The sequence below is a fragment of the Ensifer sp. PDNC004 genome, assembly GCF_016919405.1.
Classification (GTDB): Bacteria; Pseudomonadota; Alphaproteobacteria; order Rhizobiales; family Rhizobiaceae; genus Ensifer.
Map to the genome: position 1 here is coordinate 1,364,427 of NZ_CP070352.1, position 23,489 is coordinate 1,387,915.

The 23,489-nt window shown below is 64.1% G+C and carries 15 protein-coding genes; 8 read left to right on the forward strand and 7 right to left on the reverse strand.

Annotated features, from left to right (window positions below; all coding sequences use genetic code 11):
• Window positions 1-100 precede the first annotated feature (100 nt).
• A complete protein-coding gene (locus JVX98_RS06060) occupies window positions 101-2,002 on the forward strand; it encodes a methyl-accepting chemotaxis protein (RefSeq protein WP_205236148.1) in 1,902 nt (633 codons plus the stop codon).
• Window positions 2,003-2,143: 141 nt separating this feature from the next.
• On the opposite strand, the gene JVX98_RS06065 is transcribed toward JVX98_RS06060, so the two are convergent.
• Window positions 2,144-6,613, reverse strand: a complete 4,470-nt coding sequence (locus JVX98_RS06065; protein ID WP_205236149.1) for a putative Ig domain-containing protein — start codon at window positions 6,611-6,613, stop codon at window positions 2,144-2,146.
• A gap of 587 nt (window positions 6,614-7,200) precedes the next feature.
• Between JVX98_RS06065 and JVX98_RS06070 the strand changes: the two genes are divergently transcribed.
• The gene (locus JVX98_RS06070) at window positions 7,201-8,160 is read left to right on the forward strand and encodes a 3'-5' exonuclease (RefSeq protein WP_205236150.1); all 960 of its coding nucleotides are present in this window, start codon (window positions 7,201-7,203) and stop codon (window positions 8,158-8,160) included.
• A gap of 666 nt (window positions 8,161-8,826) precedes the next feature.
• Window positions 8,827-11,109, forward strand: a complete 2,283-nt coding sequence (locus tag JVX98_RS06075) for a TonB-dependent receptor (protein WP_371826498.1) — start codon at window positions 8,827-8,829, stop codon at window positions 11,107-11,109.
• 74 nt (window positions 11,110-11,183) lie between these two features.
• Here JVX98_RS06075 and JVX98_RS06080 read toward each other — a convergent pair whose 3' ends face one another.
• The 6 genes from JVX98_RS06080 to JVX98_RS06105 form a co-directional block, all read right to left on the reverse strand.
• Complete coding sequence (locus JVX98_RS06080) at window positions 11,184-12,716, reverse strand: aldehyde dehydrogenase family protein (RefSeq protein ID WP_192450535.1); 1,533 nt, start codon at window positions 12,714-12,716, stop codon at window positions 11,184-11,186.
• A 27-nt stretch (window positions 12,717-12,743) separates the two neighbouring features.
• Complete coding sequence (locus JVX98_RS06085) at window positions 12,744-13,628, reverse strand: NAD(P)-dependent oxidoreductase (RefSeq protein WP_205236151.1); 885 nt, start codon at window positions 13,626-13,628, stop codon at window positions 12,744-12,746.
• Between the two features lie 176 nt (window positions 13,629-13,804).
• The gene (locus JVX98_RS06090) at window positions 13,805-14,722 is read right to left on the reverse strand and encodes a LysR family transcriptional regulator (RefSeq protein WP_246764805.1); all 918 of its coding nucleotides are present in this window, start codon (window positions 14,720-14,722) and stop codon (window positions 13,805-13,807) included.
• A gap of 24 nt (window positions 14,723-14,746) precedes the next feature.
• Entirely contained in the window at window positions 14,747-15,904 is a 1,158-nt protein-coding gene (locus tag JVX98_RS06095) for a M20 aminoacylase family protein (protein ID WP_205236152.1), read from the reverse strand.
• A 112-nt stretch (window positions 15,905-16,016) separates the two neighbouring features.
• Window positions 16,017-16,529: a hypothetical protein gene (locus JVX98_RS06100; RefSeq protein WP_192450285.1), complete on the reverse strand. Its 513-nt coding sequence runs from the start codon at window positions 16,527-16,529 to the stop codon at window positions 16,017-16,019.
• Window positions 16,530-16,544: 15 nt separating this feature from the next.
• Window positions 16,545-17,363, reverse strand: a complete 819-nt coding sequence (locus JVX98_RS06105) for a DUF3100 domain-containing protein (RefSeq protein ID WP_192450287.1) — start codon at window positions 17,361-17,363, stop codon at window positions 16,545-16,547.
• A gap of 450 nt (window positions 17,364-17,813) precedes the next feature.
• On the opposite strand from JVX98_RS06105, the gene JVX98_RS06110 reads away from it, so the two are divergent.
• From JVX98_RS06110 to JVX98_RS06130, 5 genes are all read left to right on the forward strand, one after another.
• On the forward strand, window positions 17,814-18,839 hold the full coding sequence (locus tag JVX98_RS06110) for an ABC transporter substrate-binding protein (protein WP_192450289.1): 1,026 nt from the start codon (window positions 17,814-17,816) through the stop codon (window positions 18,837-18,839).
• 159 nt (window positions 18,840-18,998) lie between these two features.
• On the forward strand, window positions 18,999-20,504 hold the full coding sequence (locus JVX98_RS06115; protein WP_205236153.1) for a sugar ABC transporter ATP-binding protein: 1,506 nt from the start codon (window positions 18,999-19,001) through the stop codon (window positions 20,502-20,504).
• Window positions 20,504-21,496: an ABC transporter permease gene (locus JVX98_RS06120; protein WP_192450537.1), complete on the forward strand. Its 993-nt coding sequence runs from the start codon at window positions 20,504-20,506 to the stop codon at window positions 21,494-21,496. The genes JVX98_RS06115 and JVX98_RS06120 overlap by 1 nt, the downstream gene beginning before the upstream one ends.
• A complete protein-coding gene (locus tag JVX98_RS06125; protein WP_192450293.1) occupies window positions 21,493-22,449 on the forward strand; it encodes an ABC transporter permease in 957 nt (318 codons plus the stop codon). Before JVX98_RS06120 ends, JVX98_RS06125 begins: the two co-directional genes overlap by 4 nt.
• A complete protein-coding gene (locus JVX98_RS06130; RefSeq protein WP_205236154.1) occupies window positions 22,446-23,465 on the forward strand; it encodes a LacI family DNA-binding transcriptional regulator in 1,020 nt (339 codons plus the stop codon). The genes JVX98_RS06125 and JVX98_RS06130 overlap by 4 nt, the downstream gene beginning before the upstream one ends.
• The last annotated feature ends 24 nt before the right edge of the window (window positions 23,466-23,489 follow it).

Sequence of the window (23,489 nt, forward strand, 5' to 3'; positions counted from 1 at the left end):
TCCCTCGACGGCGCTCGCAAACATCCGGTCCTCCTCCCGCCGGTTTGGCTGACCATGTCCCTCCCAACAGCGCGATCGCGACATCCAAGGAGTCACGGCAGTGACGTTCAAGAACCTTTCGATTTTGACCAAGGTCGGCCTCGTGGTCGTGGTCATGGGCATATCCTCAATCCTGATTGCGCTCGCCGGAGCGCGTGGTCTTTCCTCGCTCGGTGCGACGATCGTCGATGTCGGCGCGCGTGAAGAAGCAGCGCGCGAGGCGATGGACCTGCGCGTCGATATCATCGCCGTCAGCCGCATGACCTATCAGCTTGCCGCCGCGCCTGAGAACGCTGCCGACTTTGGCGCGGAAACCGAGAAGCGTGCCGAAGAAATGCTCGGTCGCTTGACCAAGATCGAGGCCGTCGCCGACGATGCCGAAGACAAGCTGTTGAACGATGTTCGCCTGACGCTGAACAGCTACTTCGACGAGATCCGCGCCATGGTCGCCGTTGCCGCCGAAAAGGGCGTCGATGCCGGCGCCGTCAAGGCCGCACTCGACAAGGCGCTCGAAGCGCAAAAAACAGTGACGGCAACGGTCAAGACCTACAGCACCTATTCCGGCGATGCGCTGGCGGCTGCCCGTGAAGAGGCGCTTAACTCCTCGTCCGTGGCCATGACGATCCTTGCCGCCGCTGCGGCGCTTTGCGTTCTCTTCGGCGTCGGCGTCAGCCTCGTCGTTGCCCGCCGCGGCATCGTCATGCCGGTCCGTGACCTGACCTCGACGATGAGCGAACTTGCCGACGGCAAACTCGATGGAGATGCGACGGACGTTTCCCGCCAGGACGAGATCGGCGAGATGGCCCGCGCCGTTGAAGTGTTCCGCAAGAACGGCATCGCCATGCGTGCAATGAAGGCGCAGGAAGCGGCCCTCCATGCCCGCAGCAGCGACCTGCAGTCCAGTATCAGCGTCGTCGTCGCTTCGGCCGTTGCCGGCGATTTCACCGGCCGCATCAACAAGGACTACGAAAACGACGACCTCAACCGCTTTGCCTCGAGCGTCAACGAGCTGGTGTCGAGCGTCGACCAGACGGTCAACGAAGTTCGCCGCGTCATTGCAGCCCTTGCCGATGCCGACCTGACGCAGACCATGCGCGGCGAATTCCACGGCGCCTTTGCCGAGCTGCAGGTGAACGTCAATCAGACGATGGTGACTCTGCGCTCGACCATGCAGAACGTGCGGAGCGCCGCAAGCACCATCAACGACAACTCCGCCGAACTGAGCTCGGCTGCCAATGATCTGTCGAAGCGCACGGAACAGCAGGCGGCTGCGCTTGAAGAAACCGCTGCCGCGCTCGACGAGATCACCTCGACCGTGCGCACCGCCTCCGAGCGGGCGAACGAGGCGCATGAGATGGTACGCGCCACCAAGGAAAGTGCCGGCCGGTCCGGCGCGATCGTGCGGAGCGCGGTCGACGCAATGGGGCGCATCGAGGATTCGTCGAACCGCATCAACCAGATCATCTCGGTCATCGACGAGATCGCCTTCCAGACGAACCTGCTGGCGCTCAACGCAGGCGTCGAAGCGGCACGCGCCGGCGAGGCCGGCCGTGGTTTTGCCGTCGTCGCCCAGGAAGTGCGAGAACTCGCCCAGCGTTCGGCCAACGCCGCCAAGGAAATCAAGACGCTGATCCACAGCTCGGCATCGGAAGTCGAAACCGGCGTTTCGCTGGTGCGCTCCACCGGCGAAGCGCTGCTGGAGATCGAGACGCTGGTCAACAATGTCAGCGGCCACGTCAACACGATCGCAACTGCCGCCCGTGAGCAGGCGACCGCGCTGCAGGAGATCAACACTTCGGTCAACCACATGGACCAGATGACCCAGCAGAACGCGGCGATGGTCGAAGAGACCACGGCGGCCAGCGGCACGCTCGCCGAAGAAAGCCGCCAGCTGCGCACGATGCTGGCGAAGTTCAAGCTGGAAAGTGCAGCGGCACGCGAAAGCTGGAGCCGCGCCGCCTAGAGCCGGACGTAGTCCAAGTACCAAACAAATTTGCGATCGGAGCGGCGGCAAACTGCCCCGATCGTTTTCGTTTTCCCAGGAAGCCTGCGCCTGAGTGTTCGGCCGGCGGTCGTCGCAGGCCGCTGTCCTTCGAAGGCGCCACTAGAAGCGCACGCTAATCCCCACTCTGCCGCCAGCGGCCTGTTCGCCATCTTCTTCGATGTTGAAAAGCAGAGCGGCGTCCAGATTCCAGTTGATGTCGTTGGACAGATCGACGCCGGCCGACAGCGTGCCGAAAGCGCCACTGTTGTCGAGCGCAGCAAAACCGACGCTGGCGCCCATTCGTGGCGTTAGCGTCAAGCCGTTTTCAAGCTCGTAGCTGCGCTCGATTTCCGCACCGGCGCTGAACCGCCATTGCTGCTCGGTAAAACCGTCGAGGGATACGGTCCCGCCGGCGCCGTTCGAGACGCTGTAGTCATCGACCTTTTCGTTGAAGAAGACCGCTCTGAGTTTTGGCGTCAGGATCGTTTCCTCATCGATCAGCCATTGTCCCTGCAGCTTGGTGTCCCACAGCCAGCGGGTCGTGTCGAACGAGCCGTCGAAGAACGCCGTGTCGATGTCGTTCCAAGAGCCGCCATAGAGCAGGCTCGTGTCGAGGAACACGCCCTTGCCGATCTCGAACGAGGCGTAGGGACCGGCGAGCCAGCCGTTGCCAGTCAGTTCGGCATCCTCTTCCGTCGGGTCGCTCATACGGTCGAAATGGAAGGATAGACCGACCAGGGCCTTTTCGTTGATGAGGTAGTCGGCACCCGCCGAAAACATTCCGAAATTGCCCCGCCGGCCGTCGTTCTGATCGCGTTTGTGCATCAGGAACGTGCCATCGATCCAGACGTCGAAGGGCGTGAGCATGGGATCGACTTGCGTTTCGGCGCCTTCGGCGGTCTTGCGGGCCGCCTCGATCTGCGAAATGCTGGTGGCAAAACCAAGCGTAATGCCGTCGGCTGACGGCGACACGCGGGTCGTGACGGGATCGCTGCTCGTCGCATTTCTCCGGCGATCGAGCAGACCGGGCACCTTCAGCGTCGAGGAGATGAGGTTCTGTCGAGTTTCGACAAAACCACGGACGAGACGGTCGACTTCATCCGCGACATGCCGAGGATCAAAACCGATGCGATAGGAAACGCTGGCGACGTTCGACGCGCCACTGGCGCTCGACAGTCGGTAACCGACAACGGCGGTACCTGAGAAGGCAGGGTTCGGAGTGAACTTCAGATAGTATCCAACGGGCGTGAAGCTGCCCGCAGCGGCAAGTTCACCTTCGATGATCTCAGCCCTTCCCGCGTTCGGCGGCTGGACGAACGCGACGGCGGCCGAGGTGAAGGGGCCGCCCGTCGCGCCAGCATTCAGGTAGACATTCGGCGGCGAAGAGCCGGGGGGAACGGTGACTGTCCTGTCGGGCGCTGTCACCTCGCGCGCCTCGACCGTGATGGAATAGGACGCCGTACCGCTGTTGCCGGCCGTGTCCGTCGCCCTGATCGTGAACCGGTGTTCACCGATTGTCGCGTCTGCGTCGAGCGGCCCTGTCAGCGCACCGGTGGAGACGTTCAGGATCATTCCCTTGGGCAGGCTGCCGCCGCTGACGTCGTAGAGCAGTGCGCCAACACCTCCGTTCGCCACTATGCCGACGCTGTAGTTCTCGCCGGCCATGGCTGCCGGCAAGGTCCCGGCGGCCGGTACGAACGACAGAGCCAGCGGTGCAGCCTTGATTGTCAGGGAATATGTCGACGCGCCGCGTGTGCCAAATGCATCCGTGGCGGTGACGGTGAAGTTGGAGCTGCCGGCCGCAGTCGGCGTTCCGGACAAGGTGCCGTCGGCCGCGATGCTGAGGCCTGCCGGAAGTGTGCCTGCGGTCACCGAATAGGAATAGGGTGCTGCACCGCCGCTGGCAGAGATCGTTTGGCTGTAGGCTGTACCGACCGTTCCTGCGGCGAGGCCCGAAGGCGCGACCGTGATCGTCGGGGCGTTGACGGCCAATGTGTAGCTCTGCGCCCCGGTTCTGCCGAGGGCGTCGGTTGCCTGGATGTCGAACGTGGCGTTCCCGCTCGCAGCCGGCGTGCCGGAGAGCGTCCCGTCGGCGGCAAGGTTGAGGCCTGCGGGCAACGCGCCTGAGTTGACGGAAAATCCGTAAGGGCTGACGCCGCCGCTAGCGATCAACGTTTGGCTATAGGCGGTGCCTGTCGACGCGGAAGGCAGTGTCGCAGGCGAGAGTGTGATCGTGGGCGTGCCAATCACCAGTGTATAGGCTTTATCGGCGAAAAAGGGCGCGCCGGTTCCGCTGGAGGTGTCGGTGGCGCGAATTGTAACGTTGAAGGTTCCGCTCGCTGTCGGCGTGCCGGAAAGGGTACTGTCTGCGGCCAGGGTGATGCCGGCCGGCAACGTGCCTGACACGATGGAAAAGGTGTACGGTGCTGTTCCGCCGGTTGCCGTCACCGGCTGATTGTAGGCGACACCTATTTCACCGGCGGCAAGGCTTGCCGTTGAAAAGGTGATCGTCGGTGCGCCAACCGTGACCGTGTAGGCCTGAGTGCCGATGCTGCCGAGAGCGTCGGTCGCCTTGACGGTGAACGAGAAGCTTCCGCTGCCTGTTGCCGTCCCGGACAATGTTCCGTCGCCCGACAAAGTGATCCCCGGCGGGGCTGTGCCTGAAGACATCGTATAGCTGTAGGGTCCGGTTCCGCCGGTCGCCACGATCGCCTGATTGTAGGCAGCACCGATCGATATGGCTGGCAAGGTCGCAGGCGAGAGCGTGATCGCCGGTGCCCCGATCAACAGTGTGTAGGTCCGGGTGCTGGTATAGGGGCCGGCGCCGGTGGAACTGTCAGTGACCTCAATGGTGACGTTGGAAGTGCCGATCGCCGTTGGAGTGCCGGACAAGGTGCCGTCTGGGGCAAGCGTCACCCCCGTCGGCAATGCGCCAACCTTGACGTTAAAGCTATACGGCGCTGTTCCACCGCTGGCCAGAATGGTCTGGCTGTAGGCCGCGCCGATATTGCCGCCTGGCAGGCTTGCCGGAGATATGGCGATCGTCGGAGCGTTGACGGTGAGGGTGTAGGCCCGGGCGCCGGTGCTGCCGAACGCGTCGGTGGCCACGACCGTGAACGCGAAACTTCCTCCAGCCGTCGGCGTGCCGGACAATGTCCCGTTGCTCGCCAAGGTCAGTCCCGCCGGAAGTGAGCCAGATTGCAGCGTGTAGCTGTAGGGGCCGGACCCGCCCGTTGCGGTGATCGTCTGGCTATAGGCGGTGGCGACCGTTGCTGCAGGCAAGGTCGCAGGCGAAAGCGCAATCGTCGGCGCCACTATTTCAAGGGTGTACACCGCCGTGATGGTATCGTTATGGCCGTCCGTGGCCGTGATCGAAAAGTTGTAGGTATTGGCCGCCGTCGGTGTACCCGAGAGCGCACCGGCCGATGAGAGGGTCAATCCGGTTGGAAGTGCGCCTGCCGTGACGGAATAGGTCCGGGGCGCCATTCCTCCGGAGGCGACGAAATCCAGGTCGTAGGCCGCCCCGACGGTGCCCTGGGCCAAAGTGCCGGCTGGCGGGGCGAGGGACAACGGTGCGCCGCGCGTGACGACAAGCGAATAGGTCTTCTGAGTGGATCGATCCTGCGCTGTAACGGTCACGAAGATGGAGTTCATTCCCATGGCCAGGCCGATGGCGGGCGAAGGCGAGCCGCTTGCGACCGGAGTGCCGTTGATGGAAACGGTCGCTCCGCTGTCGGCGGTCGTTGAGGTCAGTGACAGCGACGAGACGCTGTTTGGAACATTCATGGAATAGTTCGTCGTCGTGGGCGCGAACGAAGGCGAGAGCGTCCCCGTGCTCGGAGAGAGGAGGCTGAGCGTCGCGTCGATCGATGGCGCGTTATAGGTGAAACCTCCCGGAAGTGTCCCTGTCCCGGCTGGGTTGGTGACGACGACATCGACGGCGCCAGCCGCATGCGCCGGCGCGACGGCGGTTATCTGCGTGGCGCTGACGACGACGACGGACGTGGCTGCGGTTCCGCCGAAAGTGACGCCTGTCGTACCGGTAAAATCGGTGCCGCGGATTGTGATGGCGGTCGTGTCCAATGTCAGACCGGTTGCCGGCGAGATCGACGTGACGGTGGGCGGCAACAGCGTCGAGCGGCACGTAACCGTAGCCGTCGCGACGCCACCTTCGGCGCCACCCATGACGTAGATCCAATATGTCTGCCCCGGGTCAAGCGCGATGGTGCCGGATCGCGTGAAATCGTTCGGCTCGGTCGTGCCGATCGTGTGCTCAACGACCGTTATGTCGTAGCCGCCGCCTTTCGAAACCCCAAACGAGGCTCCGGCATAGCCGCCACTCTTTTCCAAAGCACTGCTGTTGGTGGTAGTGGCTGTATAGGAGAGTTCTTCCCCCTGCTCGAACGACCCATAGAAGCCGTCGAACCATGCGCTTGGTACGCCGCGCGAAATATTCGACCAATTGGCGTTGATTTCGTTGCAAGCATTTGAGAGGGCGTAGGCGTTGCCGGCCATCAGCAGCGCAACTAGGAACGTCGCAAACCACGTGGCGACCGCCTTGCTCCAACGGGGCAGACCTGCCGGGCGCATGGGGCGGGCCACGGAGAGCGCGACGGGAGAAGAATTTCGTGTTGCAACGATTTCTCGTCCAGAGTCACGACAGGAATACGTCATCGAAGAAGTGCCCCACCACGAATGCCAAACGCAAGCGTGCGTGGCGAGAAGGCAAGGCCTTCGTCACACGCTTCCTTCGTCTGGATTGTCCCCCGATTGCCGTCGCTCCGTTGCCACCAACAGAGCTCAGCAAGTGATAAGTATTATCTATTACTGGTTCGCATATGTGTGGCTGTAACCTTCTTGCCACACACGTGCAGATCTAGTGATTTTGCCTGGGATATTCATCTTTCAGCGATGTCCGCTGCGGCACTGCCGTTCCTGTTCTGCGTTTGCGAGGACAGGGCGGCAGATGCCGCCGAAGGCTTTTCAAGGGGCGATGCTCGCCATCTGGCGCGCCGTGTCGGCTCGGGCAGGCACCGTTTTTGTGATTAGCCCTGCCGGCCCTCGGGCCTTGCGTAAGCGGTCGTCCCCATCATTCTTCCCCATTTGCTGGGAAGCATGCCTGTTAGCCGCTATTCTGGAACACAGACGTGTGAGTCGTTAACTTGCGGGACAACCGAATGACGCAGCAGTTCGACCTCTTTGTTTCGGACGAGGCAATTTCCAAGAAGGCGGGCGGTGGGCCGGCGGTCAAGCGGGCATCGCTGACCGAGGACGATATGGTCCGTCACCTTCAGGCGACGGGTCGCTATCGCCTGTTGCAGCGGCTTGTGCCGCGCGCTGTGGTGCCCGTCGCTCGCCCCGGCTTTCCACTGCATGGCGTCATTCTCGATACCGAAACCACAGGGCTCAACCATCGCAAGGATGAGATCATCGAGATCGGGCTGATCGCCTTCACCTTCGATGAGAAGGGGAACCTGGGAGACGTGACTGGCGTTTTCGGCGGTTTGCGGCAGCCGTCCAATCCGATCCCTGCGGAAATCACCCGCCTGACCGGCATCACCAACGAGATGGTCGCGGGAAAGACGATCGACCTCGACGAAGTGCGGACGCTGATGGAAAAGGCGGACCTTGTCATCGCCCACAATGCCGGCTTCGACCGTCCCTTCTGCGAGGCCTTCTCGCCCGTTTTTGCAGGAAAGGCATGGGCCTGTTCCGTCTCCGAGATCGATTGGTCTTCCCGCGGCTTCGAAGGCACCAAGCTCGGCTATCTGATCGGGCAGGCCGGTTACTTCCACGACGGCCACCGGGCGGTCGACGACTGTTTCGCTCTGCTCGAAGTCCTTGCCAAGGATGGCGGCTCCGGCAGCACGCCCTTTGCCGAACTCTACGAGGCGAGCCAGCGATCGCGCGTCCGCATTTTTGCGGAAAACAGCCCGTTCGACATGAAGGACCACCTGAAAGCCCGCGGCTACCGCTGGTCTGACGGAAGCGACGGGCGCCCGAAAGCCTGGTGGGTCGAGGTCGCCGAAACCGCACTTGAAGACGAACTCGGCTACCTCCGCTCGGAGATCTACCGCTGGAAGGAAGCCGATCCGCCGATCAAGCGCTTGACCGCTTTCGATCGCTTCCGCGCCTGACAGGCGAGCGAGCCGCTCCGGCGGACTGAGCGGCCCTTGGGCGGATATGGGCGTCGCTCGATAAGGGCATCCCCTCCGATCTTCGGAGACCCGGCTTCCGATCGGCCGGCCGGCGTTGGAGTGGGCTGTGCCGTGTCCGGCGTGAGATAACGGACCCCGCCACGCCCGATTACCCGTCTTTCCGCATCTGGCAGGCAATGTCCGGTTTACCGTTAACCGCTGAATTCACGCACAAAAAGCGTGGACGCCCGGCCGAATCCGACTATACGTGCACAGACTTGACTTAGAAATTCAAGTTTTATGCCGTTGTTATAGTTGATGTTTCAATGCCGATGTTCGCAATGTCGCCCAGTTTTGAGACTGTTCCCAACCATGGGACGCCCCGCGATCGCCGACACTTTGTCTGGCTGCGGGCCTGCATCGGCGTAACCGCACGCGCAGTGACCGAAGGGCCGGTCACGCACCCGCTTTGCCGAAGCGAGCTGCTGCGCACGAGACCCGTCTGTCGGTCGAAATAGCCGCAACTGAACGCAATGTCTGGGGCTCGTCCTGCACCGTTGTTCAACGGGCAAGGCGCGTGCGTCGCGTTTTGAGCGGCGGCTGGGTTCGGCCGGCGACCGTGGCGGATACGGAATTCACGTTAATCGAAGTTACAGGGGTAAGAGAATGGCAAGGGGCAGGTTCAATTCGGTTTCGCGTCGGCGAGGCAAAGTCGCTCTGGCGGGTGTGTCGCTGCTGGCGATGTCCGCCGTAGCGGCGTCGGCGCAGGAGGTGCGCAAGACCAACCGGGTCGAAAGCCCGGCCCGGGCTGAACGCAGCTCGGGCGGCGCGACGCAACTGGCCCCTATTGTGGCCGTCGGTCAAACGGGAGGCCAGCCGCCTGAGACCGGCACCATCGGCCAGCCTTCGGCTCCCTATGCGGGCGGTCAGATGGCGACCGGCGCACGGCTCGGCGCGCTCGGTAACCGTCCTGTCAAGGAAACGCCGTTCAGCATCACCAGCTACACGGACAAGCTGATCCGCGATCAGCAGGCCCGGTCGATCGCCGACGTCACGCTCAACGATCCGTCCGTGCGCATGGATGCGCCGGCATTCAGCGAGCGCGACTCCTTCTTCATCCGCGGCTTCTCGGTCACCAACCTGGATACGGCTTACGACGGCCTGTTCTACATCACCAATCCGCGCCGCAGCCCGCTTGAGGGCATCGAGCGGGTCGAGGTCCTGAAGGGCCCGAGCACCCTGGTCAACGGCGGCGTCGGCCGCGTCGGCGGCACCATCAATCTGGTGCCCAAGCGCGCCGCGGACGAGCCGCTGACGCGGCTGACGACGACCTATATGTCGGACTCGCAACTGTGGTCGCACCTCGATGTCGGTCGCCGTTTCGGACCCGAGGGCGAATGGGGCGTCCGTTTCAACGGATCCTATCGCGGTGGCGACACGGCGCTTGATCACAACGAGAATGAGATCGGCGTGCTGTCGCTCGGCCTCGACTATCGCGGCGAACGGGTACGCGCCTCGCTCGACATCAACCACTCCAAGCAGAACATCAATGCGCCGGCCTCGCTGTTCAACGCGGCAGCGCCGGGCATCAAGATCCCGGAAGCGCCGGACGGCCGGATCAACACGTCCAACCCGTTCGAATACCATGACAGCGAACACAATATGGTCGCTGGCCGCGTCGAGTTCGACGTGCTCGACAACACCACTGTTTACGCCGCCGGCGGCATCAGCCGCTACCGTGAGGACTTCCTGAGCACGTCCTACACCATTCAAAATCCCAATGGCGATGCGCTGGCCGAGTTCGGCTACAATCCACAGGAGATCCAGGGGGTCTCGGGTGAGGTTGGTCTTCGCTCGGAGTTCGATACCGGACCCGTCGGTCATCAGCTCAGCGTTTCTGTGAGCCGAGCGCTCAATGAGAACAACCGCGGTTATTTCCATCCCGGCAGGCTCGGCTTCAGAAGCTACATGACCAACATCTACAAGCCGGTCTATGTGCCGAGCGATTGGGTGGACACGGGCGGGCTGCCGCGCTCGAACGATCTGCACCAGTTCTCGGATCTGCTCGCAACCAGCGTCGCTATCTCCGATACGCTGTCGTTTGCCGACGACAGGTTCCAGCTGACGGTCGGCGGGCGCTATCAGGAAATGCGCGTGCGCGGCTTCAATACGCGTCCGGGGCCAATCCCGCTGGGTCAGCAGACCTATTTCTACGAGGACTCGCGGTTCAGCCCCGCCGTGGCCGCACTTGTCAACGTCACCGACAGTTTTTCGGTCTACGCCAACTACGTGGAAGCGCTGACCGAAGCCCCGACGCCGCCTTCGACTGCCACGAACAACAACGAGGTCTTCGCTCCCGTTGTGAACAAGCAGAAGGAAATCGGCTTCAAGTACGATCTCGGCGAGGTGATGTTGGGCGCAGCGCTGTTCGAGATCAGACAGCCCAACGGTCTGACGACCGGCGGCGTTTTCGCCGTCGACGGCCTGCAGGTCAACCGTGGTCTCGAGCTCTCGGCCTACGGCGAACCGGTTGACGGTGTTCGCCTGCTCGGCGGGGTCACGTTCATGGACGCTAAGCTCGATAAGGCAGAAAACTCGCGGACAGGCGAGCGGTTCGATGGCAAGCGCGTTCCCGGCGTTCCGGATGTGGCCGTCAGCCTCTACGGCGAATACGACACGCCCTGGGTCGAGGACCTGACGCTGACGGGCCGCCTCGTCTATACCGGCAGCACCTACTACGACCAGCGGAACACGCAGAAGGTTTCGGACTGGACACGAGTCGATCTCGGTGCGCGCTATTCCTTCGAGCGGGAAGGCGGCAAGCCGGTGGAAGTCCGCGCGACCGTGCAGAACGTCTTTGGCGAGAACTACTGGGCCTCGTCGGCTCGAGGCTTCCTCGCCGCCGGCGCGCCGCGCACCTTCATGGTCTCGACCGCATTTGAATTCTGAGCCAGCGGAACTTCAGTCACAAAAAGAAACGGCCGGCATTCGCCGGCCGTTTCTCGTTTCAGGAGATGTCTAGATCAGGCTTCCGGCGAATAGCCGAAGACGACGGCCGGGTTTTCCGCCGTCTCGACCCAGACGCTCTTCGTCTGGGTATAGGCCATCAGCGCGTCGCGGCCGGAGGAGCGGCCGTAGCCCGAGCGGCCGAAGCCGCCGAAGGGCGACATGACGCTGATCGTCTTGTAGCCGTTGATCCAGAAGGTACCAGCCCGCACCTTTGACGCGACCCGGTGGGCGCGGCCGACATCACGGGTCCACACAGCACCGGCAAGGCCGTAGGGGTTGTCGTTGGCGAGGGTCACCGCTTCTTCCTCGTCGTCGAAGACGGTAACACCGACGACCGGGCCGAAGACCTCTTCGCGGGCGATCGTCATGTCCGGCTTGACGTTGTCGAGAATGGTCGGCGCGAAATAGAAGCCGCCGGAGGACTGAAGGGCAGCCGGCTTGGCGCCGCCGGTTGCAAGCGTCGCACCTTCGGCCACGCCCTGCTTGACCATTTCCTCGATCTTTGCCCATTGGCGGGCGTTGTTGATCGGACCGATCTGCGTCGTATCCAGGTAGGGATCGCCAACGGGGATGCGGGCGGCAGCCTCGGCATAACGCTCGACGAACTGCTGGTGCACCGAGCGATGCACGAGCAGGCGCGAGCCGGCAACGCAGCTCTGGCCGGCGCCAGAGAAGATCGCCGATTGGGCGCCGACGATGGCGCGGTCGATATCGGCATCGGCAAAGACGATGTTGCCGGACTTGCCGCCGAGTTCGAGGATACAGGGCACGACGTTCTTCGCAGCCGCTGCCGCAATGGCCGAACCGGCGAGCGCCGAGCCGACGAAAACGACGAGCGCCGTCTTCGGATGGGCGACCATCGCCTGGCCGGCTGTCACGCCTTGCCCGGCGATGACGTTGACGAGGCCGCGCGGCGCACCGCCCGCCTCGCAGAGCGCACCGAGCACGAGGGTGCTCAGCGGCGTCAGTTCCGACGGCTTGATGACGACGCCGTTGCCTGCGCAGATCGCCGGCGCGATCTGCCAGCCGCCGGTAAAGAGCGGTGCGTTCCAGGGGGTGATCTGGGCGACGACGCCGACCGGCTCGTTGCGGGTATAGTTCAGGTGCGAGGTCGGGACCGGGATCACCTCTCCATGCAGCTTGTCGCACCAGCCGGCATAATATTCGAACATCTCGGCGACGCGCAGCGCCTCGCCGCGGATGTCGCGGATCGGCCGGCCGGCAGAGCGGCTTTCAAGTTCAGCGATCTCGCCGGCGCGCTCGCGGATCTTGCGGGCGATCTCGTTCATCACCCGGCCGCGCGCCGAAGCCGTCATCGAAATCCATTCGCGCTGGGCGCGCGCTGCCGCCTGCATCGCCGCGTCAACGACATCAGCGCCGGCATCCTTGAAGTTGGCGAAGATTTCGCCGGTCGCCGGATCGGTCAGCGCCTGTTCGTCGCCGGAGCCGGGTACCAGCGTGCCGTCGACATAGCTGCCGATCTCGCTGCCGGGGATGAGGCCGTGGAACAGCGCCCGGATGCGCTCGGCCTTGGCGGGCATGGTCATGTCGTTCATCGTCGTTCCCTTCAGGTCTCAGTTGTCGTTGGCCACGGGGCGGAAGGCGCCCATGCGGGTGAAGTCTTCGGCGTTGTCGAGCGGGCTTTCGGCCCAGAGCTTGGCGACGGCGCTTGTCAGCGGAAGCTCGGCGCCGGTGCGCGCCGCAAGCTCGCTGGCAAGCCGCACGTCCTTGCGCATCAGGCCCATGGTGAAGCCGCTGTCGAAGCGGCCGTTCATCACCCAGGTCGGGAAATGCACTTCGCTGATCATCGACTTGCCGGAGGCAGCGTTCAGCACTTTCAGCGCCTCTTCGGCATCGAGCCCGGCGGCAAGCGCCAGCTTCAGCCCTTCGCCCGTCGTCACCATATGGGCCGCGGCAAGCAGGTTGTTGACGAGCTTGGCGACGTTGCCGGCGCCGCTCGGGCCGACATGCAGGGCCTTGGCCGACATCGCGTCGATGACCGGACCGGCAATGGCGACATCCTGATAGCTGCCGCCGATCATCATCGTCAGCTTGCCGTTTGCGGCACCCGCCGGTCCGCCGGAGACGGGCGCGTCGATGAAGCCGTGGCCGAGACCGGCAAGGGCGGCAGCGAGATCACGCGAGACATCCGGCTCGGAGGTCGATGTGTCGATGATGACGACCCGCCGACCGGCCTCCTTCAGCGTCTCCAGATTGGCCTCGACGACGGCTGCCACGTCCTTGGCGGTCGGCAGCGAGAAGACGATGAAATCGGTGTCGAAGAAGACCTCAGCGAGGGAGGTCACCGGGGTCACCCCGCCATCGGCGGCGAGCACTCGGCGTGCGTCGGAAAGGTCGAAGCCCTTGACGGAAAAGCCTTTTCCGGCGAGCGTCGTCGCCATGCCGAGCCCCATGGCGCCCAGTCCCACCACGCCCACTGTCGTTCGTTCCGCCGTCATGATCCGCTTACCCTCGTATGATCAGATTGATCCGGAGAAGGTGGCACGCGGGCTGGTGAGCGGGTAGACGGCGCGCCTGGTACAATGCGTTGCTGGCGTGGCAACGTCTGGAGGGCCAACGGCGACGGGGCAGGCGCGCGTCAGCGGCACGCGGGTTCATAGGGCCGGGAAGCTGCCTAGGAGCGGAAGGACTGCATTTCCTGTGCAAGGTGCTGGCCGAGCTTTTCGACCGACAGTGGCAGGCGGCGGTGCGCCCGCACCATCAGATGCGCGCTCGCCTCGCTCAGCAGCGGATCGGCGAGGTCGATCGCCTGCATGGAGCCGCGCGCGATTTCGACAGTGACGGACGTGCGCGGGAGGAAGGTGACGCCAAGGTTTGCTGCGACGAAGCGGCGGAGCACCTCGATCGAATGGGTTTCGAGCAACGGCGCCAGCGCCAGCCCCGCATCGGCCGCCACGCGCGCCACCAGTTGGGTCACGCCATTGCCCTTGCCGAGCAAGGCGCAGGGGAAGGCGAGGCAATCGGCAAGTTTCAGGATGCCGCGCTCTGACAGCGGATGGCCCGCCGGCACGATGACGCAGAGCGGCTGGCGCGCAATCGCCAGCGCCCGGATGCGCGGCTCGGTCAGGGGATTGTAGGCGATGCCGATATCCGCATCGCTGTTGGCGATGGCGTCAACCACGTCTTCGGTGCTGCCGAGCTCGACGATGTAGCGCACATAGGAATGCGCCTTCGAAAACGACGAGAGCCCGTGCTCCACCAGATCGGCCATGAAGCCTTCGCCGCAGCGAATGCGGATGCGGGTCTGCTGCACGCCGCGGATCTGGTCGAGCTGCTCGGCGAGCAGCCCGTTGTCCTCGAGCACCCGTTTGCCGTGTTCGAGCACCAGTTCACCGGCGTCGGTCAAAACCGTGCCGCGGGCGGTGCGCTCGAAGAGGGACAGGCCTATGTCGCGTTCGGTGTCGGCAATCTGGCGGCTGACGACCGATGGCGCCAGCCCCATATGCTCCGCAGCGCCCCGGATCGAGCCGATGCGCGCAACCGCCATAAAGATCCTGAGCGCTTTCGCGTCGAGTACGTCCATGGTGGTCATGGATGCGACGGAATCCCTTTGGGGTCAACGACCAAGCGAGGTCGCAATCAGGCGTGTCCAGAGGTTTACGCCCTGGCCGATGATCGCATCGTTAAAATCGTAGTGCGGCGAGTGCAGGCCGGGGTTAGGGCCTTCGCGTCTTGCGCCGAGCCAGAGGTAGCAGCCGGGGCGTTCGTCGAGCATGAAGGCGAAGTCTTCCGCCGCCATGCTGGGGGCCGCGTCGACGACGGTCAAGGCAGGGTCCGCAGCGGCGACCGAGCGGGCGAGCGCGGCGGCCGCCGGATCGTTGATGGTTGCGGGGTAGCGGCGCTGATAGTCGAGTTCGGCCTTGCAGCCGAGGCCCTCCGCGAGTGCGGTGACGAGCGTGCGCATGCGGCTTTCGAGCGTATCGCCTACCGCCTTGTCGAACCAGCGCGTGGTGCCGCGGATCACGGCTTTCTCCGGGATCACGTTCCAGGCGTCGCCACCGTGGATCTGCGTGACGGAGACGACGGCGGCTTCGAGCGGCGAGACGTTGCGGCTGGCAATTGTCTGCAAGGCCGTGACGATCTGGGCGCTCGCGACCAACGGGTCGGCGCCCTCATGCGGCATCGCTCCATGGGCGCCGCGACCGGTGATAGTGATCTCGAAGACGCCGAAGGCGGCCATCATCGCATCGTCGCGGGCAACCACCGAGCCGACGTCGAGCGCCGGCCAGTTGTGCAGCGCATAAACGGCATCGGCGGGGAAATCGCGGAAGAGGCCGTCGGCGACCATGACGCGGGCGCCGCCCTCGGCCTCTTCGGCCGGCTGGAAGATGAAGTGCACGGTGCCGTCGAAATCCATCTCGCTTGCCTGCCGGGCGGCGGCAAGCAGCATGGCGACGTGGCCGTCGTGGCCGCAGGCGTGCATCTTGCCCGTCGTCTTCGAGGCGTAGGCAGCGCCGCTCGTCTCGACGATCGGCAAGGCGTCCATATCGGCGCGAATGGCGATCGATCGGTTCGATGTGCCACGCCTGAGCGTGCCGACAACCCCGGTGCCGCCATAACCGTCCTTCACGGCAATGCCCCATTCGGCAAGCCGGCCGGCGATGAAGGCCGCGGTCTGGCGTTCCTCGAAGGCAAGCTCGGGATGGGCATGCAGGTGATGACGCCAGCGGATCGTTTCCTCGATGCGCTCGGGGCTGATGTCGTGGCGTATCATGGCGTGCGTCCTGTCATTAGAGGGATGGCCGGCCGCAGAGCGGCCGACCCTTTTTTGCACAGTTCCGGACGGAAAACCGCTTCGCAGTTCTCCCTGGAATTGCGCGCCCGCGTTATTGGCCGAGGCGCAGGAAGAGATCGGCGACGACGACCGAGCCCATATAAGTGCCGACCATCACGCAGATCGCGACGATGACGATCTTCCAGCCGGAGCGGCGGGCGATCGCGAATTCGCTCGCGGTCAAAGCCAGGCCGCCATAGGCTAGCGCCGGGGTCGCCAGTGCAAGGAAGTTGAGGTGCTCGACCTGCTCACTGACCCAGGCTGCACCCGGAACGCCCGGGATGGTGATGAGGATCGCGATCAGCGAAACCCAGGCGACGCTTGGGAGGTAGAAGGGCACGAAGCGGGCGAGCGCCAGGCCGACGATGCAGGCGGCATAGAGCGTCGCCATGCCCGGCAGTGCGGTGAGCGGCGAGGTGCCGGTACCGACCCAGTTGGCGACGAGGCCGATGGCACAGGCGATGATCAGCAGGCCCGCATGGCCGACGACGTCGAGCTTGCGCTCGTCCTCCGGGTTCAGCGGGAGATCGTCGGCGTAGTTGGCGGAAGTGTTCTGGTTGGTCATGGTTCTCTCTCCCGATCAGGCTGCGGTACGACGCTCGGACGGGCGCGCCTTGTTGTAGAGCCACTCCGTCAAGGGCAGCGCGACGAACATGCCGACATAAAGCCCGGTGGCGTAGGTCAGGATGTTGCTGGCGGCGGCGAGCGCGAGAATGATGTCCTTCTGGTCCGGCACGGCGGCGACAAGGCCACCGGTGCAGGCGGCGAGCATCGAGCCGGAGCCGACGCCGCAGGACATGGCGAGCGCGCGCACGTCGAAGATGCCGAGGCCATGCACGATCGGCGGCATGATGGCGAAGACGAAGGTGCCAATCAGCGTGCCAGTCGCGTAGACGCCCATGGCGCCGGCACCTTCCGGCGAGTTGAGGCCGTATTTGTCGGCGATCAGCGCGATGTTCGGCTCGCGGTCGATCGAATAGGTGGCGCCGACGGCTTCACGGCCCATCTTGAGAAGAAACACTGCGACCGGGAAGGCGACCATGATCGTGCCGAGATTGCCGAGTTCCTGCAGCACCAGCGCCGGGCCGGCCTCGATGATCTGCGAAATCTGCGGGCCGACCGTCGTTCCGAACTTGGCGATGAACGGCATGATGGCAACGGTGATCATCGCGCCGGAAAGCTTGACCGCGTCGCGCGACAGGAACTTGCCGGTCGCCTTGAAAATGGCCGGATTGAAGGCGATGCCGAGCGCGAAGGCGTAAAGGATCGGCAGGAAGATGACGGTGCCGATGCCGATCGGCAGGCGCTGAATGCCGATCAGCTCGGAGACGATGACGATCGCCAGCACAAGGATATGGAGATAGAGCGCGCCCGAGGCGGCTCCGGTTTTCCCGGTCATGATGTTCTCCTCTGGTTGGGAGCCAGTTGTTGTTCTTTGCCCAGCGTTCAGAGTAGGCGGTGAGGGCAAATTGCGGCTAGCCGGCCGGCGAGCAACGAAGTGTTGCGATTTGAGCAACGGGCGGGCCGCTGTTCGGGCGGCCATCGGGATCGATCCCTGAGCGCCTTCGTGTCATGGCGTCATTCCTGCAGTTCATTCCAGTTGGCGCAACGACGAATCGTCAACGCCTCTGCCCTTGCTGTCGCACAGCGGGGAGGGGCAGCCAAGCGCTATTGGCTTCTTTCGGCGAGAGACTTGCCGAAGTCCATTCCGCCTGCGCCCACGCTCTCCATCATCTCCTTGATCCTCCCGGCGACGGAAAACGAGAGCCAACAAAATTCCCTGAAAACCCCCATTGAAATCGATTACATTTTCTGGCTTCATGGTTTTCGCAAGATCTGGGAGGATTTGATGAAGAAATTTATCGCCGCAGCGCTTGGCGCTGTCGCAACCATTGCTATTTCCGCTTCTGTCGCCAATGCCGAGACTTTCAAGATCGGCCTGTCCAACGGCTGGGTCGGCAGCGAATGGCGCACGCAGATGATCGACGAGGCCAAGGAGGCCGCGGCGAAGTGGAAGGAGAAGGGCGTCGATGTCGAAGTCTCCGTCCAGAGCGCCAATGTCGACGTGCCCGGCCAGATCGCGCATGTGCGCAACTTCATCGCCGAGGGCGTCAACGCCATCATCATCAACCCCAACAGCCCGACGGCCTTCGATCCGATCTTCGCCCAGGCGAAGGAAGCCGGCATCCTGGTGATCGCGACGGACGCCGAGGTTTCCTCGCCGGATGCGACCTATGTCGGCATCGACCAGACGGCCTGGGGTGCGGCCGGCGCCAAGTGGCTCGCCGATACGCTCGGCGGCAAGGGCAAGGTGGTCGCCATCAACGGCGTTGCCGGCCACCCGGCCAACGAGATGCGCGTTGCCGGCTACAAGAGTGTCTTCAAGGACTATCCGGATCTGCAGGTGGTCAACGAGGTCAACGCCAACTGGGATCAGGCCCAGGGCCAGCAGGCGATGCAGAACATCCTTGCGACCTATCCTGACATCAACGGCGTCGTCGTGCAGGATGGCATGGCGGCGGGTGCCTGGAAGTCGATCATGGATGCGGGCAAGACCAGCCAGATCGCCGCGACCGGCGAAATCCGCAAGGACTTCATCGATCTCTGGAGCAAGGACAAGCTGAATTCCGGCGCGACCGTCAACCCGCCCGGCGTCATGGCAAGCGCGCTCAACGTCGCGGTGCTGATGCTGCAGGGCAAGGAACTGAAGGAGCCGGCAACGGCCGGTCAGTACAAGAACGCCATGTATCTGCCGATCCCGTTCATCGACTCGAAGAACCTTGGCGACGCTGCCAAGCAGCTCGACGGCAAGCCGGGCTACTACTCCTACACCAACGCGCTTTCGATCGACGACGCCACGGCGTTGTTCAAGTAAGCACGGTTTCGTCGGGCGGCTCCTGTCTTGAGCCGTCCGGCGACCGTTGCCGCCGATGGCGAACAAGGCCGATCGGCGTGAAGGAGCGCTGCAGTGGAGCCTGTCCCGAGACACGGGCATCCCTGATGATGCGGCAAACAACCAAGTGGACGACAGCCGATGTCGAAACTGAGACTGAACGGCGTGAGCAAGGCTTACGGCGCAACGCTGGCGCTACGCCGCGGTGATCTCGAGATCGCCGCCGGCGAGGTGCATGTGCTGATGGGCTCCAACGGCTCCGGCAAGAGCACGCTCTGCAAGATCATTGCCGGCAGCGTGCGACCCGACAGCGGCCAGATCTTGATCAACGACAAGGCCGTGACGATCACCGGGCCGCAGGCCGCGCGCGCCGCCGGCATCGGCATCTTCTACCAGGAACTCAGCCTCGCCAGCCACCGGTCGGTCGAGGAGAACATCTGCCTTTCCGCCCTGCCGGTGAAGGCGGGCCTCTTCATTGACCGGCAGGCTCTCAAGGCCCGCGCGGCGCGCTACATCGCACTCTTTTCTGAGGTCGCTGGCGAAGGATTTTATGCGGAGACGCTGGTCGGCAACTTGCGCGCCGACCAGCGGCAACTGGTCGAAATCATGAAGGCGCTCGCCAGCGAAGCGCCGATCCTGATCTTCGACGAACCGACCTCGGCGCTCGACCGCGCTCAGGTCGATCGCTTTTTCGAGATCCTGCGCGATCTGAAGGCGCAGGGGCGCGGCATCATTTTTATCTCCCACCGCATGGACGAAATCACCGCGATCGGCGATCGCGTCACGATCATCCGCGATGGCGAAACCATCGAGACGCTCAAGCTCTCCGAGACCGATCCGGCAACGGTCATCCGGCTGATGGTCGGCGGCGCCAGCGACATGCCGGCGGCGCGATCCTCGGCGCCGGCAGTGGTGGAAATCGGGGCACAAGCGGCAATCTCGGTTCGCAACCTCGCGGGCAAGGGCTTTCGCGATGTCAGCTTCGAGGTTGCAAAGGGCGAGATCCTCGGCCTCGGCGGCCTGCACGGCCAGGGGCAGTCGGCGCTGCTGCGGGCGATATTCGGCGCAGGCACCGTCACATCCGGCGCGGTGACGATCGGTGGCCAACGCTACGAAGCCAAAAGCCCGCGTGACGCCATCCGCCGCGGCTGCGCCTATGTCTCCGGCGACCGCGGTCGCGACGGCGTCATCAGCGGCCGTCCGATCATCGAGAACGTCACGCCGATCCATTATCTGCGCGACCGGCTGATGCTTGCGCGACCCTCAAGCCTTCGGGACAAGGCGATGCCGGCGCTGGAAGCGATGCACACCAAGTTTGCGAGCCTCTTCCATCCGATCAATTCGCTCTCCGGCGGCAACCAGCAGAAGGTGATCATCGCCCGCTGGCTGATCGATCGTCCCGATGTGCTGCTGCTCGACGATCCGACCAAGGGCATCGACCTCCAGGCCAAGGCCGATCTCTTTGCACTCATCCGGCAGCTTGCGGCCGAGGGTCTCGGCATCCTGCTCTATTCGTCCGAGGACGCCGAACTGCTCGGTAATGCCAACCGCATCCTCGTCTTCAACGGCGGCTCGGTGACGCGTGAACTGACCGGCGTCGATCGCACCCGCTACAATCTCTACCAGGCTGCATACGAGGCCGCATGATGACATCGATCGCCACAGACATTTCTACGCCAAGGAGCGGTGGCCTGCGCTCCTGGCTCGAGCGTTACCCGTTCCTGCCGGCGCTGGTCATCCTCATCGCGCTTCTGGCGCTGAACGGCCTCTTTTCGCCCAACAGCCTCAGCTTCCGCTCTCTAGCGGGCCTGCTCAGCACCTACATGGCGCTGGTCATGCTCGCGATCGCCCAGACCTATGTCGTCTCCGCCGGCGACATCGACCTTTCCGCCGGTGCGACGCTGTCGCTGGTCAATGTCGCAATCGTCGTGCTGATGGAGCGCTGGGGCGGCGGCGCAGGCGCGGTACTGCTTGCGCTGACGCTTGGGCTCCTCATCGGTCTTGCCTGCGGGCTGGTCAACGGACTGGTCGTTGCGGCCCTTCGGCTGCAGGCGATCGTCGCAACCTTTGCGACCAGCATCTTCTTCACCGGCCTGGCGCTCTATGTCATGCCCGTCGCCGGCACGCCGGCGCCGACAATCTTCTGGCGCACCTATGGCGGACGGCTGCTCGGCCTGCCCTTCGTCTTCTACGTGCTCGCGGCCCTCGCGATCCTGCTCTTTCTGTTGTCGCGCACCCGCATCGTCACTGAACTTCTGGCCGTTGGCGACGACCAGCAGGCGGCCTATCAGACGGGGCTTCCGGTCGTCGCGGTCCGCATCAAGGGCTACCTGCTTTGCGGCCTGTTCTCTGCCCTCGCCGCCTTCTGCCTGACGGGCGATACGGCGAGCGGCGATCCGCTCGTCGGCGGCAAGATGACGCTCTATAGCGTCGCCGCCGTCGTGCTCGGCGGCAGTGCGCTTGCCGGGGGCTGGACGACGGTGGTCGGCTCGCTCCTCGGCGCGCTGACGATCGGCCTCGTCAATTCGCTGGTCTTCTTCATGGGCACGCCGTCGGAATGGCAGAACTTCGTCCAGGGCCTCGCCATTCTGATCGTCCTGATGGCGGGCGTGCTCGCCGGCCGGAGGGCACGCGTATGAGTTCGGTTTTCGCCTTCTTCAAACGGCCGCTGGTCGTGGCGCTCATCCTCATCGTCGCGCTGCTTGTTCTCGGCCAAAGCCTCTCGCCGGGCTTTGCCTCGGCCGACCAGATCCTGCGGCTCTTGATCGTCGCCTCGCTGCTCGGCATCGTCGCTGCCGGCCAGAATGTCGTCATTCTCGGCGGCCGCGAGGGCATCGATCTCTCCGTCGGCGGCGTCGTGTCGCTCTCGGCGATCATTGCTGGCAATGTCATGAACGGTGCCGATGGCGGCATCCTGCCGGCCGTGCTTGCCTGCCTCGCAGCCGGCGCCGTCTTCGGACTTTTGAACGGTCTCGGCGTCACGCTTCTGCGCATCCCGCCGCTGGTGATGACGCTCGGCATGCTCGGCGTGCTGCAGGGCCTCCTGGTGGTCATTCGCCAGGGCATCCCTTCGGGCCGCGCCGCGCCCGGCCTCTCCGCCTTCGTGACCCAGCCGATTGCGCTCGGCATTCCCGGCATCATCTGGCTCTGGGTCGCGATCGGCCTGTTCATGGCCTTCATGCTGAACCGCACCGTCTTCGGTCATCGGATCTACGCGATCGGCTCCAATGATCACGCGGCCTATATGGCCGGCGTGCCGGTTCGGCTCATGCGCATCGGTCTCTTCATGATCTCGGGCATGTTCGCCGCGATCGCCGGGCTCTGCCTGCTCGGTTACTCCGGCTCGTCCTTCGCCAATGTCGGCGAGCAATACATGCTCTCATCGATCATCGCCGTCGTCTTCGGCGGCACGTCGCTTGCCGGCGGCAAGGGCGGCTACACGGGCACCATGGCTGGCGCGCTGCTGCTTGTCATCCTTCAGGGCATCCTGACGACGGTGAACATCGACGAATCCGGGCGTCAGATGGTGTTCGGCGCCACCCTGCTACTGCTCATGCTGTTCTATGGCCGCGGGAGGGCGATGCGCGCATGAGCGAGCGGCCGAAGATCAAGGATATCGCAGAACGCGCCGGAGTCTCGGTCGCGACCGTCTCGCGGGCGCTGAGCGGCTCGTCGCTGGTGACCGACGAGACACGCAAGCGCGTCAACGCGCTGGCGCGCGAGCTCAACTATCGCCCGAATGTCAGCGCCCGCAACTTGCGGACCCGCCGCTCCATGTCGGTGCTGCTCGTCGTGCGCGACGTCGGCAACCCCTTCTATCTCGAAATCCTCAAGGGCGTGGAAGCGACGGCCCGTGAAGCCGGCTACGCCGTCCTCATGGGCAACACCGAGAACGACCCGGACCGCGAGGTCGAGTATTTCAACATGCTTCGCGACGGCCATGCCGACGGCATGATCCTGATGACCGGCAAGCTGCCGCCACCGCAGCCGGGTGAAAGTGCCGATCTCTCGCATCTGCCTGTTGTTATCGCGCTGGAAATGATCGAGGGATCGGGTTTCCCGCATGTGCAGATCGACAATGTGGCCGCGGCTCAGACTGCGGTCGAACATCTGATCGCGCTCGGTCATCGCCGCATCGCCCATATCGCCGGTCCGCTGCCGGAGGTCATGGCGGTCCATCGCCGTGACGGCTACCGGGTCGCGATGAAGGCCGCCGGCCTTGATATTCCCGAGGGGTACGAGGTTCGCGGCGATTACCTGCTCGAAAGCGGCGAGGCCCGCGCCGCGGAGCTTTTCGCGCTGCCGGAACCGCCGACGGCGATCTTCGCCGCCAACGACGAGATGGCCTATGGCGCCATCCATGCGCTGCGGCGGCTCGGCCGCGATGTTCCGAGCGACGTCTCGGTCGTCGGCTTCGACGATCTCTATCTCAGCAAAGCCTTCTATCCGCCGCTGACGACCGTCAGCCAGCCGCGCGCCGACATCGGCCGCACGGCGATGTCCCAGCTTCTCAACGTTCTCTCGGATGGCGACGTCGGCGCAGAGCCGGCCATCGTCCTGCCGACGACGCTCAACATCCGTGGCAGCACCGCACCGCCGCGAAAATAGCCGGAGCGGGATGAACGCACGTGG

Excerpts from the sequence above, each read along its gene's own strand:
- JVX98_RS06065 (WP_205236149.1), bottom strand. The coding sequence starts at position 6,613 with ATGCGCCCGGCAGGTCTGCCCCGTTGGAGCAAGGCGGTCGCCACGTGG.
- JVX98_RS06070 (WP_205236150.1), top strand. The coding sequence starts at position 7,201 with ATGACGCAGCAGTTCGACCTCTTTGTTTCGGACGAGGCAATTTCCAAG.
- JVX98_RS06075 (WP_371826498.1), top strand. The coding sequence starts at position 8,827 with ATGGCAAGGGGCAGGTTCAATTCGGTTTCGCGTCGGCGAGGCAAAGTC.
- JVX98_RS06080 (WP_192450535.1), bottom strand. The coding sequence starts at position 12,716 with ATGACCATGCCCGCCAAGGCCGAGCGCATCCGGGCGCTGTTCCACGGC.
- JVX98_RS06085 (WP_205236151.1), bottom strand. The coding sequence starts at position 13,628 with ATGACGGCGGAACGAACGACAGTGGGCGTGGTGGGACTGGGCGCCATG.
- JVX98_RS06090 (WP_246764805.1), bottom strand. The coding sequence starts at position 14,722 with ATGACCACCATGGACGTACTCGACGCGAAAGCGCTCAGGATCTTTATG.
- JVX98_RS06095 (WP_205236152.1), bottom strand. The coding sequence starts at position 15,904 with ATGATACGCCACGACATCAGCCCCGAGCGCATCGAGGAAACGATCCGC.
- JVX98_RS06100 (WP_192450285.1), bottom strand. The coding sequence starts at position 16,529 with ATGACCAACCAGAACACTTCCGCCAACTACGCCGACGATCTCCCGCTG.
- JVX98_RS06105 (WP_192450287.1), bottom strand. The coding sequence starts at position 17,363 with ATGACCGGGAAAACCGGAGCCGCCTCGGGCGCGCTCTATCTCCATATC.
- JVX98_RS06110 (WP_192450289.1), top strand. The coding sequence starts at position 17,814 with ATGAAGAAATTTATCGCCGCAGCGCTTGGCGCTGTCGCAACCATTGCT.
- JVX98_RS06115 (WP_205236153.1), top strand. The coding sequence starts at position 18,999 with ATGTCGAAACTGAGACTGAACGGCGTGAGCAAGGCTTACGGCGCAACG.
- JVX98_RS06120 (WP_192450537.1), top strand. The coding sequence starts at position 20,504 with ATGACATCGATCGCCACAGACATTTCTACGCCAAGGAGCGGTGGCCTG.
- JVX98_RS06125 (WP_192450293.1), top strand. The coding sequence starts at position 21,493 with ATGAGTTCGGTTTTCGCCTTCTTCAAACGGCCGCTGGTCGTGGCGCTC.
- JVX98_RS06130 (WP_205236154.1), top strand. The coding sequence starts at position 22,446 with ATGAGCGAGCGGCCGAAGATCAAGGATATCGCAGAACGCGCCGGAGTC.